The organism is Pantoea coffeiphila, assembly GCF_016909495.1.
Taxonomy (GTDB): Bacteria; Pseudomonadota; Gammaproteobacteria; order Enterobacterales; family Enterobacteriaceae; genus Erwinia; species Erwinia coffeiphila.
Window position 1 is genome coordinate 900,902 of the sequence record NZ_JAFBFW010000001.1, and the last position, 14,462, is coordinate 915,363.

The window sequence follows — 14,462 nt, forward strand, 5'->3', positions numbered from 1 at the left end:
CATCCCCTCGCCAACAAACTAAACCTCAGCAAACAAAACGCAGACAGCCAACACTCTTTACAGAAAATTATGTGACCAGGATATGCGGGGCCGCGCGGAATGGGACATGCCAGCGGGTCCGCGTGCAGGAAGAGATGAAGCAAAAAATCATCAGAATCTGTGAAGCCAAAATCGCCGCCAAAGGCGGCAACGTCGGGCTGTTGTTCTATGCCTTCTTTGCCAATAAAAACGATAACCCGGAACTGCTGATGGAAGTCGCGCAGTGGTGGATCAAGGAGATGCAGCTGGATCACTTTGAAAAAGCGGAAAAGATCAAAACGCTCGTTCAGGCCATGTTATAAACCGGCCTGGATGATTGCATTTGGGTGCAACAGTTGCCGTTGGCTCTGCGTCATAAGCCGCTCCCTCCTCCGCCGTGTATAAATGCCAACAGGAGGGAGATGAAAAAATTTAACGGTATTCAATCACCTCAAAACCTTCATCCACTCCGGGTTCGGTGAAATAGCGGGTGATTAACTCAAACTGTGCATCCGTCGCCGCAAAATCGTGTGAACCTTCCGCATTACGGGCACGCAAACGCGCTTTGCATACCTCATCAGAAACCTTCAGATAGTGCAGCCGATTATCTGCACCGGATGCCTCAACAATGCTCATCATCCAGTCGCGATTCGCCCGGGTATTTGCCGGAAAGTCCAGCACCACCGAGACGCCACTCTGAAGCAATGCAACCAGATGCGGCTTCATCGCCTCTTTGAGCTTCGCGGCACAACGTACATAGTCGGCGACGGAATGCATTTCACCGGCATAAAGTGCAGCAAGCCAGCGATCTTCACTGATGGTCAGAGTACCGGGAGAAGCGGATAGTTTGTCAGCCAACGTAGATTTACCGGAGGCGATTTTTCCACACAGCAGGTGGAGCGTGGCTTTTTCTGTCTTTGCTGGCGTATTGCTATTCATAACTGACCTCACTGGTTGATTACCGGTAAGGCCCGCCTTACCGGCGGGAAAATGACGTGTGTTATCCCACCTACGTAAAGGAGGTGATAATAATGATCGCTGAGTGGGATGACGCTGAGAAAGTATTGTTCATTGTTTTAACTTAGCAGAGCGTGAAGGAGAAAGCAGCGGGTTTTGAGCAAGATTTTCTGGATGGCTGGTTGTATTCACTGACCGCGCGGCAATGAATTTTTGTCCGTCCGGACAACGTGCTCGCCTGCTGCTGACTCGGTGCTTAGGGAAACGTCACGCGCAGTTCCCGCTAGCGCGTAATATCCACATCGGTGAAGGTAAACCTTTTTGCCTGTCCATTGTCCTGGTAACCCATACGGATATACACTTTCAGCGCCTCAAGATAAGCATAATCACTGCTGGCCGCCCTGCCATCACCGAGATCCTGACTGCAGATGAACGCCAGATAGCGCCCCGGGAACTTCACGTTGAGTTCGGCAGCGTTACGCCACTCTTTACCGGCAACGCAGTTCTGGCTAAGCGATTTGACAGTTTCAGGCTTATCCCCGTTAGCGATCTGGCTGTGGGATGAATACACCCCACCCGGACTTAACGGCAGCGTGATCCGGTTATCCAGCGTTTTACTGACCCACGGTGCGTCGGACATGATTTCCCATTTTTTGACATCCACAATATTGAACAGCCGCTGATATTGTGAATAGAACACCGCATCACCGATGGTCATTTTCATGATGGTCAGCGTCGTGCCGTCAGGCTGCGCGTCGATCTTCGCCATCAGCCCCGGTCCTTCTTTCTCCGGGCCGCTTTGTGTATAGCTTATCGAACGAAATGCGGGTTTTTGACGAGGATCGGCGAAAATATCAGCAATGGCTTGAGTGATGTCTGCTGGTATTGCGAACGACTGCAGCGCAAGCGGTGTATTGTGCTCTAAATCAGGACGCACGGGCACAGAACCAGCCACGGCTTTATCACGCAAGATGAGCGTTCCCGTGCCTTTATAATGCGACAGCTCTCCAGCCGCACATAACGCTTTTGCCACAGGTTCCATGTCGGGCGAAAGCGCAGTAAAGCCGGAGCCTTGCTCAATGTGCTCGTCAGTCAACCAACCCTGATTATCCAGTGAGAAGGTGGCTAACGACTTTCCTACCATTTTGCCGCAGTCCAGCATCACCTCATCAATCTTTATCGAGTATGGCGCTGCGTATTTCTTATCAAACTGGATTTCGTTGTAGTCCGTTGCCAGCCTTGCCTGCAACATCTCCCCTTTACGGCGACTGTTGCTGACATCTACATATCGCTTTGCGTCGGATCCGGTTGCGGGAGCCACCCCTGCCCACGAAGGTTCAGCAATGTTCTGCTGACAGAGATTCAGCTCGGATTGGGTCATAAACGGGCTATCGGCATCCGGTTCAAACGGCGATCCCGGCGTGTAGCGGTCAATAGAATCGGAGCTGTAAACACGAAGCCCCGTTCCCGGCCCCGCATTGATAAACAGCAGCGTTTTATCCTGAGTCTGACAGTTAGCGTGAATCCATATTTCGCTGATCTGCCCCGCCATGGTTGTCAAACGATATGCCGCGTTAATTCCCTGCCCTATCCGTACAAAGCTATCAGGCATCAAGGCGATGCTTTTAATCGGAGCAGGAGGGGGCATGTCGATAGCCAGTGCAGGTACAGCGGCGATTAATCCCAAAGAAAGTAAGTCTATCCGTTTCATCTTAATTCCGTTATTAAAATAATAATATCAAGGAGGTTAAACACTATCGTTAATGTGAGAAAAATATAACACCCAGAAAAATTTTGGTCGCGTTAATCTTCATGTTTTCGGGCACCACTGACACGTCGCCAGCAATGAACGGGTTAGCCATGAAATTCTCGCGCATGAGATATTCTCAAAAAAGGGGAAACAGATGCGTCCAGTGCCTTGTCCAGCAATGCACCTAATTTTCAAGCAATCCAGGCTGGACGGATAAGCGGGTTATCTGAGCACAGGGAAGTGCGAGGCCAGGAAAACCGGGCCGTGGCAGCGGGTACGGGATCCGGCCAGCCCTGATAAGCCGGGCGCAGGACGTGAAGCCGCTGAACCTGCAACAGGTTCAAAACCGCATCCCCCCACACGATCATGAAATTCCTTCATGTTCGGTGAAATTAAATCACTTTTCCTCACACGAATAGTCTGGCATAAAATGTGCATTAATTACTATAGACAATCATGAAGATTGCTGAAGCGAAAAGCCAGAACAACATTGCAAATTTGAGAAGGCAATAAATAAATTCAGCTTTAATTCAGAAATCAAGACGGCAGGTTACCATGACTCAAGAATTCAATTTTTCGATTAAAAAAACGCGTTTCGATGAAGACTATAATCCATCAAAAAATACGCGCATCACCACCAACTTTGCTAACCTGGCCCGCGGTGAAACCCGCCAGCAAAACCTGCGTAATACCCTGGTGATGATGAATAATCGCCTCAATAACCTGGCGCACTGGGATAATCCCAAAAGCGATCGTTATGCTATCGAACTTGATATTATTTCGGTTGATTTAAATATTACTGGCGAAAATCACAACAGTGCTTTCCCGGTGATTGAAATTTTAAAAACTAATATCATTGATAAAGAAACTAACGAACGCATTGAAGGTATTGTCGGCAATAACTTCTCCTCCTACGTTCGTGATTATGATTTCAGCGTGCTGCTGTCAGAGCATAATAAAGACAAAACGGGATTCAGCACGCCGGAGAACTTCGGCGATCTGCACGGCAACATTTTTAAATGCTTCGTGAAGTCCGAAACGTATAAAGCGCACTTCTCCAAGCAGCCGGTTATCTGCCTGAGCGTCTCAAGCAAAAACGTCTACAACCGCACGGGGAATGTCCATCCGGTGCTGGGTATTGAATATCAGCAGGACGAACCGTCCCTGACCGATCACTATTTCGCCAAGATGGGCCTGCATGCGCGTTACTTCATGCCTGCAAATAGCGCTGCGCCGCTGGCCTTCTATTTCACCGGCGACCTGCTGAGCGATTACACCAATATGGAGCTGATTGCGACCATCAGCACCATGGAAACGTTCCAGAAGATTTACCGCCCTGAGATTTACAATGCCAACTCGGCGGCCGGGCAGTGCTATCAGCCAAGCCTGAATCATCAGGATCACTCATTAACTCTGATTGTTTACGATCGAGTAGAACGTAGCCAGCTAGCCGTTGAGCAAGGCAAGTTCACCGAGCTGCACTTTATCAAACCTTATCAGGCCGTTCTTGAAGAATGGTCCGCTGATTACGCTATTTGATCCACCCAATATACAAGGTCATTTTTCATGAAAATTTTGTTACCTACGTCAACCGCTGGCAGCTTACCGAAACCAACATGGCTGGCACAGCCGGAGACGCTTTGGTCACCGTGGAAATTAGAAGGCGATGAGTTAATTGCGGGTAAACAGGATGCTTTACGCCTGACGCTGGATAATCAGGTTCGTGCAGGGATTGATATTGTCAGCGACGGCGAGCAAACCCGTCAGCACTTCGTGACCACGTTTATTGAACATCTGAGCGGCGTTGATTTTGAAAAGCGCGAAATCGTTCGTATCCGTAATCGTTACGATGCCAGCGTGCCGTCGGTCATTGGTGAAGTGGTACGTAAAAAACCCGTTTTCGTGGAAGATGCGAAGTTTTTACGCAAGCTGACCGATAAGCAGATTAAGTGGGCGCTGCCGGGTCCAATGACCATGATCGACACGCTGTATGATGGTCACTACAAAAGCCGTGAAAAGCTGGCGTGGGAATTCGCTAAGATCCTCAACCAGGAAGCGAAAGAGCTGGAAGCTGCCGGTGTCGATATCATTCAGTTCGATGAGCCAGCCTTCAACGTCTTCTTCGACGAGGTGAACGACTGGGGCATCGCCGCTCTGGAACGCGCCGTTGAAGGTCTGAAGTGCGAAACGGCTGTGCATATCTGCTACGGCTATGGCATCAAAGCGAATACCGACTGGAAAAAAACGCTGGGTACCGAGTGGCGCCAGTATGAAGAAGTGTTCCCGAAACTGCAGAAATCCAGCATCGATATCGTTTCACTGGAGTGCATGAACTCCCGCGTACCGATGGATCTGATTGAGCTGATTCGCGGTAAAAAAGTGATGGTCGGCGCGATCGATGTGGCCACCAATACCGTCGAGACGCCAGAACAGGTTGCCGATGTGCTGCGTAAAGCGCTGCAGTTCGTGGATGCCGATAAGCTTTATCCATCAACCAACTGCGGTATGACACCGTTATCTCGTCAGGTTGCAACCGGCAAGCTGGAAGCCCTGAGCGCCGGTGCAGAGATCGTTCGTAAAGAGCTTTCTGCCTGATAAACGGATTGTTCAGGCACAGGGATGTGCCGCCTTCTGTGTTCGCTATTTCGCTGAAAAATCGGTGAACGTGGCGATCGTTACGGGCAGATCGCCGGGTCGCCGTGAACCCGGTCCCTGGGGGCTTGGCTGCCGCGTCCATGCGGCAGACACCCAACTAACCTGTCCCGTAACGTTCTCCCCTTTCATACCATCGCGTGGCTGCCGAAGAAGACACGGTTGTTCAGGCAGCAACGCCGAAGCATCAAGGCAATCGGGGCTGGACGGATAAGCCAGACGCGGAATCTGCAGCGACTCCCCCCGAGCACAGATACGTGACAGCAGGTCCGCGTTCCGGCCCGCAAGGTGCAGAACCAGAGGCGGCAGGAGCAGGGACTCTAACGTTATCAATATCTGCTAATTCAGCGGGCTATCTCAACCGTTCACTGGCCAGATTATAAACCTCACTACGTTCTCGTTTACCCACCGCGACAACGGCGATAATGACTTTATCGTCAATCACCTGATACACCAGACGAAAACCCGACGAGCGAAGTTTAATTTTATAACAATCCTTTACGCCACGAAGTTTGGCCGAGGGAATATGTGGATTATCACAGCATTTCTTCAGTTTCTTAGCAAACTGCTGTTGAATGGTCTTATCCAGCTTCTGCCACTCTTTCAGCGCATCTTCCCTGAATTTAACCGTATACCTCATAGGTAACTGTCCAGATCCACATCAATCAGGGGTTGATTACTGCGCTCGGTCACCAGTTTTACCAGTTCATTATCGTCGAGCGCTTCGAGTATTTTCTCGTACAGTTCCGCAGGCACGCAGTAAAAAGCGGGTTGATTACGATTTAAAATAGCAACCGGGTAACCCTCTCCTGCGTTAACAGTTGCCATTGGATTCTTCTTCAGCTCGCTAACGCTGGCACTGGTGTCGCTTAAAATAAGGTGTGGCATGGGAGTACCTTTCGAGACTGTTTAACAGGTCTTTAAAGTACAAAATAAAAGACTGGTTAACAAGTACTGGATTGGCTGTTTTCGCGGCGAGATCAGTGAATGGGTTGACCGTTACGGTCAGATCTCGGCAGGTTCTGTAGATAGGGCGACCGTTACGGGCAGATCGCCGGGTCGCCGTGAACCCGGTCCCTGGGGGCTTGACTGCCGCGTCCATGCGGCAGACACCCGGCTAACCTGTCCCGTAACGTTCTCCCCTTTCAGACCATCGCGTGGCTGCCGAAGAAGACACGATTGTTCAGGCAGCAACGCCGAAGCATCAAGGCAATCGGGGCTGGACGGATAAGCGGACCGTCCGCGCACAAGGATCTGCGAGGCCGAGCGGACAGGGACGTGGCAGCGGGTCCGCTTTCCGGCCAGCCCCGATAAGCCAGACGCGGAACCCTATAGCGATTTAATCTCCCTCTGATATGCAGATCGACGAATCTGAAGCAACTGAATCAACCGTCCGCACCCACCAGAGCCACCGTCGACCGCCCCATATCCTGAACCACTTCCTCACCGCCAAAACGAATCCGCCGATGGCTAATCCGATCGATTAACGCCTCATCGTGACTTACCACCAGCAGGGCACAGTTCTGCTCCGCCGCCACTTCCACCATCAGCTCCACCGTCTGCTGCTGGGTCAACACATCGAGGCGCGAGGTCGGTTCGTCGGCAAAAAGAAACACCGGATCGAGCAGCAGCACGCGCAGCAGCGCAAAGCGCTGAAGTTCACCGCCGGAAATCTCACCGGGCAAACGATCCAGCAGCACAGGCTGCAGCTTCAGGCGCGCCATCAGCGGTGCAATACGCCCGGCATCCAGCTTATGCTGGCGTACCACATCCGCCAGCGCCTGGCGCAGCGTCACCCGGGGCGCAAAGGCCGAAGGCGGGTCCTGGAAGATTTTCTGGTACTTCACCGCCGCCAGCCGACGATCGCGCTGAACCTCACCGCCGTCGGCGGCCAGCAGCCCAAGCAGGATATCGCCAAAGCTGCTTTTACCGCAGCCGCTCGGCCCGGTAATACCAATCACCTCTCCGGCATGCACCCTCAGCGACTGCCCGGAAAAGAGCTGCCTGCCACCGCGCGTTTTGCTCAGGTTTTTTGCCTCCAGCACCACCTGACCGCCGTGCGGCCTGTGTTCCCGCAGCGGCCAGCGGCTCGGATCGGCAGCCAGCAGCTGGCGGGTATACGGATGCTGAGGATGATTCAGCACCTGATCCGCCCTGCCGCGTTCGATAATCTTACCGTGCAGCATCACCGCCACTTCACCGCCAATCTGCCGCGCCAGTTCAATGTCGTGGGTGATGGTGAACAACCCACCGCCCGCCCGAACTTCCTGCATCAGCAGCGCGATAACCTCATCGCGGCGCGCCACGTCCAGCCCTTTGGTCGGCTCATCGGCGACGATAATCTGCGCCCCGCCCGCCCGCGCGGCGGCGAAGGCCACGCGCTGGGCCATGCCGCCGGAGAGCGCCTGCGGCAGGCGAGCCGCAGCGTGCCCGACGCCCAGCGCGTCCAGATCGTCCCTGGCCGCCCGCAGCGCCGGGCTTTTTTCCATACCCCGCACGTAGCGATAACCTTCCGCCACCTGCTGTTCAGCCCGCATGGTCGGATCAAGCGCCAGCCACGGCTCCTGCGGCAGGATCCCCAACCGGTGCCCCCACAGCACCATCGCCGGACGGCCAGCCAGATCGTACGCTTCACCGTCAATTCGCAGCGTGCCGCTGGCAGCCAGTCCGATCGGCAACGTCCCAATCACCGCCTGGGCCAGCAGGCTTTTCCCCGAGCCGGTTTCGCCCAACAGGGTAAAGGGTTCACCGGGGTTCAGCACAAATGACAGCGGTTCAACCACCACGCCGTCACCGCTGACTGCGGCATTTTCAATCTCCAGCAGGCTCATGCTTTCTCCTTCCCTGCCAGCAGCAGCAGGCTTAATACCAGTAAAAATACCACCGCCACCGGCTGCAGCAGCGCGTACGGCGCTTCGTCATAGTACGGCAGCATTTCGGTCATCATCAGCCCCAGCTCCGGGGTGGGCGGACGCACGCCGACGCTGACAAAGCCCAGCGCTGCAATCGCCATAATCGCGCTGGCGGCACCGAAGGCACCGACGGTCAGCACCATGGGTGCCATTTCCGGCCACAGGTGGCGGCGGAAAATCGTCCACGGACCAAAGCCCAGCAGGCGCGAAGCCTGCACCGCCGGTGAGTTCAGTATCGGCCGGGCAATCGCACGGCTCAGACGAAAATACTCCACCCACAGCAGCAGCGAGATGCCGACATACAGCATCAGCGCCGAATCCGGCACCAGCGCGGTAAGCAGCAGAACCAGCAGCAGGCCCGGCAGCGCAAGAAACGTATCCGACAGCAGGCCGATGCCGCGATCGACTATTCCACCCCGCCACGCCGCCAGCACGCCCAGCAGGATTCCGGGGATCATCGCACTCAGCACGCTGACCAGCGCCAGGCCAAGCGACAGCCGAATAGCCGACGTCAGGCGGGCAAACAGCGAGCGGCCAAGGTGATCGTAGCCAAACGGCGACTGCCATTCCGGCCACTGTAGCGCCAGCATCAGCTGCTGACGCACCGGGTCCTGCGGCCAGATTAACGGCAGCACAAAAGCAAAGATCAGCAGGAGCAGGAGGATCGCCGCCCCAGCCAGCTGGGCGCGTGAGGCCTTTCGTAACAGCGTCATCATGCGGTTTTTCTCCGTGGGTCCAGCAGGTAGCACAGGCCGTCGCTCAACGCATTAAGCAATACAAACATCAGCCCCATAATCAGCGCGGTCCCCTGAATCATCGGCACGTCGCGGTGGAAAATGGCATGCACCAGCGCGTGACCAATTCCGGGCCAGGCGAACAGGGTTTCCACCACGATCACCCCTTCAACCAGATAGATAAACTGCACGCTCAGATAAGTGACCACCGGTACGCTGACATTGCGCAGGCCGTGCCGCCAGAACAGTGTTCCCGGCTTCAGGCCTTTGGTGCGGCCAAAGCTGTACCACTGTGATCCCGTCACCTGACGCATAGCATTACGCGCCACCCGGCTGGAAACTGCAGCCAGCCCCAGCGCCAGCGTCAGCGCGGGCAGCAGCACGTGCTCAGCATCGCCGTATCCGGCGGCGGGCAGCAGGCCAAGCCCCAGCGCGAAGATCAGGACCAGGATCAGCCCCAGCACGAAGTGCGGCAGCGCACGCAGCGTGGTGGAGATCGCCAGCAGCAGGCGATCCAGCTTACCGCCGGGGGACAGCCCGGCAATAATGCCCAGCGGCGGCCCCATCAGCAGCGACAGCAGCAGGGCCACCGCCGCCAGATGCATTGTCTGCCCCAGCTGATGGGCAATCTCGCCCATCACCGGCTCGCCGGAGACCAGCGAATTACCAGGATTAAAGCGCAGCAGCTGCATAAACCAGTCGGCCAGTGCCTGCCAGGCCGGGCGATCCAGCCCCAGCTCCTGCTGTACGGCCTGCGCGGCAGCGGCATCGACGCGGTCGTAACCGTAGCGCCCGGCGGCGATGCGATAGGCGACATCACCGGGCAGCATGCGCATCAGCACGAAGGTCAGACCGCCCACCAGCAGCGCCACCAGTCCGGCCTGCAGCAGACGGAAACCGAGCAGACGGATCATTCACGCCACCTCATTTTTTCCAGCCCGAAGGTGCGTTCAAACGGATCGAGAGCGGCGCCGCTCAGGCGCGATGACACCGCCGCCGTTTGCTGATACCACGCCACCGGAATGGTCGGCAGTTCGGTTTGCAGAATGCGCGTCAGCTGCTGACGTTCTGCGTCGCTGTCTTGCGGATTGCTGCCGCGCACCAGCTGGGCCAGGGTTTGATTGAAAGTGGCGTCAGACCAGTTCATCGCGCCCCAGTCTCCGCCCTGCGGCGGGTAGTCCTGTAGCAGCGTGCCGAGCGGGTCCGGCGTCAGAGCAAAGTTACGCGCCACCAGTCCCAGCTCCATCGAGCCATCGTGATGCTTTAAGGCGATTTCGCCGGAGTTGGTCGAGTTAATGGTTAACTGCACGCCGATTTCGCGCAGCTGCTGCTGGATCGCGGCGGCAATCAGCGGCAGCTCCGGGCGATCGGGATAGGTGGTCAGCGTCAGCGAGAACGGCCTGCCGTCGCGTTGCAGAATACCGTCAGCGCCCGGCTGCCAGCCCAGCTGCGCCAGCAGTTCGCGCGCGCGGGCAGTATCGGTGGTCAGCGGTGCCAGGCTGGCGTTATGCCACTGCGCCACCGACGGTGGGAACAGCTGACCGGCCGCTGCCGGATAGCGCAGAATAGCGCGGGCAATCCCTTCTCGATCGATCGCCAGGCTCAGCGCCTGACGCACACGGACATCGTTCAGCAGCGGATGCCCGGCGTTAACTTTCACCAGTACCGTGCGCGGAATCGACACCGCCAGCAGGGTCAGCTGTGGGTTTTTCTTTAGCCTGGCGCGGCTGGCGGGATCGAGGTTAAACACCATATCGGCATCGCCGCTTTCGGCCATCAGCGCGCGGGTTTCCGCACGGCTCGCCGACATATAGCTGGCCTGTTCAATGGCCGGTTTATCGCCCCAGTAGCCGTCATAGCGGCTGACGGTCAGCTTTTGCGGCGCCTGTAATGAGGTCAGGCGGTACGGCCCGCTGCCGATCACCTGCACCACTTTATGTTCAGCGTTATAGGATGCAGGCGCGAGGATCTGCGCGCGGTTTTCGGTCAGCAGCCCCAGCAGCGGGGTAAACGGCTGGCTGAGGGTAATCACCACCTCCCCCGTTTCGGCGCGGATAGCGGTAATCGGAGCTTTATCCAGCAGGCCCGGCTGGCTGCGCGCCACGTCCAGCGCGTTAACCACGCTGTCGGCGGTCAGCGGGCTGCCGTCGTGGAAGGTGACGCCGGAACGCAGAGTGAAGCGCCACGTCAGGCCATCGTCGCTGACCTTCCAGCTGCTGGCCAGGCCCGGCAGCGGTTTCCCGGCGGCATCGGCATTAATCAGCGTTTCAACAATCGACATTTTCAGGAAGATGTCGCCCGACAGCGTGGGGTCGGTGCCTTTAATTTCAAACGGGGCCACCAGCTTCGCCACGCGCGGAGCATCCGCGAAGGCACCCGCCGAAACGGCGGTCAGCATCAGCGCCAGCAGCGGCGATAAAACAGTTTTGCGCATCAGAATATCAATCCTTAATCCAGAGAAAATGGAACAGCGCAGACAAACGCCTGCGCCGGGGATGATATCCGTTACTTTATAACATTACAATTGGAAATCAGCGGTTACATTTCGCCATGCGGATTCAGCTGCGTGGCACCTCGGCCGCGCTGGCCGGGGAGTAATTATCGCTCGTTGCTGTAGATGGCGCGGTGCCCGTCGGGTAATCACCTGCCATGTTGCCAGGCTGCGGCGCGGTTACGCTGGCGTGGCCATCATACTTTTGCTGAAGCGCGCGCTGCATACGGTGCAGCAGCTCGCCATCCAGCTTGTAGTGGCGCAGGTAAATCCACAGGGTCAGCATAAAGAACATCAGCGGCAGGCCGATCATAATCCCCTGCATGCCGAGCAGCGTGCTGGCCGACTGCTGCGCACCGGGCACGTAGCCCACCACACCGAGCATCACACCGATCAGCAATCCGGCAAACGCCGCACCGGCTTTCACCACCATGGTTTGCACCGAGAAGGCGATGCTTTCGATACGCACGCCGAGAGCATAGTCGCCGTAGTCGACGGTGTCGGCGACCATAATCACCAGCATCACCCAGAAGAAGGCCCCGCCGACGTTAACCAGAATGCCGGACAGCGAGATCAGCGTGGCGCTGCCCGGGGCAAACATCCCCACCGCCAGCAGCAGCAGGCAGCTAAGCACCGGCAGCACTGAGGCGCTGATCCAGATGGCGCGGCGCGAGAAGCGAGCGACCAGTTTTGGGAACAGCAGGATGGCAATCAGGTTGGCTATTCCGGCATACATCATGTACCACGGGAACAGCTCGGCACGGCCAACAACGTAGGTAAAGTAGTAGATGGCAAACGCGGTAATCACGTTATGCGCCAGGTTCCACGCCAGCGCCATCAGCAGCAGGGCAAACAGCGGGCGGTTGCGGAAAATCATGCTCAGCACCGCTTTGATCGTGGTGTGCTCGGCGGCATTCGGCGTGGCGGAAGAGGAGTATTTTTCTTCGATGTTGCACAGGGTAATGATCGCCGAGAGGATAAAGAACACCACCAGAATCAGCGAGAACAGCATAAAGCCCTGCCCCTTATCGCCGCCGCCCAGATACGCCACCAGCGGCAGGCCGATCACCCCGGTGGTGTAGCCCGCCAGGCTGGCAAAAAAGCGCGGCCACGGGATCAGCGCTTCGCGCTCGCGTTTGTCGATAGTGATACACGGCACCAACGACCAGAACGGCACGTCCATCAGCGTATAGGTAAAGCCCCACAGCAGATAGGTGGCCCAGATCCAGGCAATCAGCGCCGCGCCTTCAAAATAGTGCGCGCAGAACACCGACACCAGCACCACCGAGTTGGTCAGCGTGCCGATCAGTATCCACGGCTTAAATTTCCCCCAGCGGCTGCGGGTGCGTTCAACGATCCAGCCCATCACCGGGTCGAAAAACGCATCCAGAATACGCGCCACCAGGAACAGTGAGGCCACCATGCTGACCGAAACGCCAACCACATCGGTGTAGTAGTACATCAGGTACATATAGATAATGCCAATAGCGAAATCTTTGCCAAAGGCACCCAGCCCGTAGCTGACCTTTGTTTTCAGCGAAACGCTCATCGTGATTCCCCAGAGTTGATGTTCTCAGGCCGCGGCACCTGCCCGGCCATGTGGGCGAACCGTCGTGGCTCGCCCGTTTATCGGGATTAATGCAGGGAGGGCAGCCAGTCGCCGTGTGCGGCGATCAGCTCGTCGCACAGCCTGACGGTGTCATCAATCGACAGCTCGGCCGAGGTGTGTGGATCGAGCAGCGCGGCGTGATAGATGTGTTCTTTCTTGCCGGTGATAGCCGCCTCGATGGTCAGCAGCTGGGTGTTGATATTGGTGCGGTTCAGTGCGGCCAGCTGCGGCGGCAGGTCGCCAACGTAGCACGGCGTGATCCCCTGCCCGTCCACCAGGCACGGCACTTCCACGCAGGCTTCTTTCGGCAGATTGGTGATCAGGCCGTGATTCAGCACGTTGCCGCCGATTTTGTACGGCACGTCGGTTTCCATCGCCTCAATCATCCACGAGGCATATTCGTGGCTGCGGGTGTGGCTGAGATTGTCGTTCTGCGTCAGGCGGTCGCGCTGCTGCTGCCAGCGGTCAATCTGCTCAATACAGCGGCGCGGATACTCGTCCAGCGGAATGTTAAAGCGCTCGATCAGCTCCGGATAGTTGCGCTTGATCCAGTAAGGCATGTACTCGGCGTTGTGCTCGGAGGATTCGGTGACGTAGTAGCCGAACACCCGCATAATTTCGTGTCGCACCATGTCATCGTGCGTTGTCTGCTGCAGCGCGAGGGAGCGGCGTTTAATTTCCGGGTAAAGGTCTTCCCCGTCGCGGGTGATGTTCAGCAGCCAGGCCATATGATTGATCCCGGCGATTTGCCATTTCACCCCCTCGGTAGACATATCCACGGATTTCAGCAGCGTTTCGGCGCAAACCTGCACGCTGTGGCACAAGCCGACGGTTTTAATGCCGGTGTGCTGGAGCATCGCGCCGGTCAGCGAGGCCATCGGGTTGGTGTAATTCAGCAGCCACGCATCCGGGCACACCGCTTCCATATCGCGGGCGAAGTCCATCATCACCGGGATGGTGCGCAGCGCACGGAAGATGCCGCCAATGCCCAGCGTGTCGGCGATGGTCTGCCGCAGGCCGAATTTTTTGGCAATCTCAAAGTCGGTAATGGTGCAGGGATCGTAGCCGCCCACCTGAATGGCATTGATGACATAGTTCGCCCCGCGAAGCGCATTCAGCCGCTGCTCCACGCCGGAATATTTCTCAATCCGCGCCTTTCCCTGACAAAGGTTGGCGTTAAGGTTATTTAGCATTCTCCAGGAGTCGTCCAGACGCTGTGCATCGATATCATAAAGCGCTATTTCCACCTGCTGTAGCGCCGGGGTGGCCAGAATATCCCCCAGCACATTTTTCGCGAATACCGTACTGCCCGCACCTAAAAAGGTAATTTTCATTGTCG

General features: G+C 56.6%; 13 protein-coding genes. 3 read left to right on the top strand and 10 right to left on the bottom strand.

What is annotated here, in order from left to right; all coding sequences use genetic code 11:
• Positions 1 to 134: 134 nt before the first annotated feature.
• On the top strand, positions 135 to 341 hold the full coding sequence (locus tag JOE09_RS04200; protein WP_239552915.1) for a DUF6500 family protein: 207 nt from the start codon (positions 135 to 137) through the stop codon (positions 339 to 341).
• 109 nt (positions 342 to 450) lie between these two features.
• On the opposite strand, the gene JOE09_RS04205 is transcribed toward JOE09_RS04200, so the two are convergent.
• Complete coding sequence (locus JOE09_RS04205; RefSeq protein WP_205064900.1) at positions 451 to 957, bottom strand: P-loop nucleotide/nucleoside kinase family protein; 507 nt, start codon at positions 955 to 957, stop codon at positions 451 to 453.
• A gap of 301 nt (positions 958 to 1,258) precedes the next feature.
• Positions 1,259 to 2,686: a hypothetical protein gene (locus JOE09_RS04210; RefSeq protein WP_205064901.1), complete on the bottom strand. Its 1,428-nt coding sequence runs from the start codon at positions 2,684 to 2,686 to the stop codon at positions 1,259 to 1,261.
• 594 nt (positions 2,687 to 3,280) lie between these two features.
• Between JOE09_RS04210 and JOE09_RS04215 the strand changes: the two genes are divergently transcribed.
• The gene (locus JOE09_RS04215; RefSeq protein WP_205064902.1) at positions 3,281 to 4,264 is read left to right on the top strand and encodes a DUF1852 domain-containing protein; all 984 of its coding nucleotides are present in this window, start codon (positions 3,281 to 3,283) and stop codon (positions 4,262 to 4,264) included.
• Between the two features lie 27 nt (positions 4,265 to 4,291).
• Positions 4,292 to 5,320: a methionine synthase gene (locus JOE09_RS04220; RefSeq protein ID WP_200547847.1), complete on the top strand. Its 1,029-nt coding sequence runs from the start codon at positions 4,292 to 4,294 to the stop codon at positions 5,318 to 5,320.
• Positions 5,321 to 5,729: 409 nt separating this feature from the next.
• Here the strand turns inward: JOE09_RS04220 and JOE09_RS04225 are convergent, their stop codons facing one another.
• The 8 genes from JOE09_RS04225 to melA all read right to left on the bottom strand — a co-directional run bounded on the left by JOE09_RS04225 (position 5,730) and on the right by melA (position 14,457).
• Positions 5,730 to 6,017, bottom strand: coding sequence for a type II toxin-antitoxin system RelE family toxin (locus JOE09_RS04225; RefSeq protein WP_200560825.1), 288 nt, complete (start codon positions 6,015 to 6,017; stop codon positions 5,730 to 5,732).
• On the bottom strand, positions 6,014 to 6,265 hold the full coding sequence (locus tag JOE09_RS04230) for a type II toxin-antitoxin system Phd/YefM family antitoxin (protein ID WP_205064903.1): 252 nt from the start codon (positions 6,263 to 6,265) through the stop codon (positions 6,014 to 6,016). Before JOE09_RS04230 ends, JOE09_RS04225 begins: the two co-directional genes overlap by 4 nt.
• Before the next feature lie 497 nt (positions 6,266 to 6,762).
• Entirely contained in the window at positions 6,763 to 8,208 is a 1,446-nt protein-coding gene (locus JOE09_RS04235) for an ABC transporter ATP-binding protein (RefSeq protein ID WP_205064904.1), read from the bottom strand.
• Positions 8,205 to 9,005: an ABC transporter permease gene (locus tag JOE09_RS04240; RefSeq protein WP_105594900.1), complete on the bottom strand. Its 801-nt coding sequence runs from the start codon at positions 9,003 to 9,005 to the stop codon at positions 8,205 to 8,207. Before JOE09_RS04240 ends, JOE09_RS04235 begins: the two co-directional genes overlap by 4 nt.
• On the bottom strand, positions 9,002 to 9,937 hold the full coding sequence (locus tag JOE09_RS04245; RefSeq protein WP_205064905.1) for an ABC transporter permease: 936 nt from the start codon (positions 9,935 to 9,937) through the stop codon (positions 9,002 to 9,004). The genes JOE09_RS04240 and JOE09_RS04245 overlap by 4 nt, the downstream gene beginning before the upstream one ends.
• Complete coding sequence (locus tag JOE09_RS04250) at positions 9,934 to 11,457, bottom strand: ABC transporter substrate-binding protein (RefSeq protein ID WP_205064906.1); 1,524 nt, start codon at positions 11,455 to 11,457, stop codon at positions 9,934 to 9,936. Before JOE09_RS04250 ends, JOE09_RS04245 begins: the two co-directional genes overlap by 4 nt.
• A gap of 124 nt (positions 11,458 to 11,581) precedes the next feature.
• Positions 11,582 to 13,063, bottom strand: coding sequence for a melibiose:sodium transporter MelB (gene melB, locus JOE09_RS04255; protein WP_205064907.1), 1,482 nt, complete (start codon positions 13,061 to 13,063; stop codon positions 11,582 to 11,584).
• Between the two features lie 86 nt (positions 13,064 to 13,149).
• The gene (melA, locus tag JOE09_RS04260; RefSeq protein WP_205064908.1) at positions 13,150 to 14,457 is read right to left on the bottom strand and encodes an alpha-glucosidase/alpha-galactosidase; all 1,308 of its coding nucleotides are present in this window, start codon (positions 14,455 to 14,457) and stop codon (positions 13,150 to 13,152) included.
• Positions 14,458 to 14,462 lie beyond the last annotated feature (5 nt).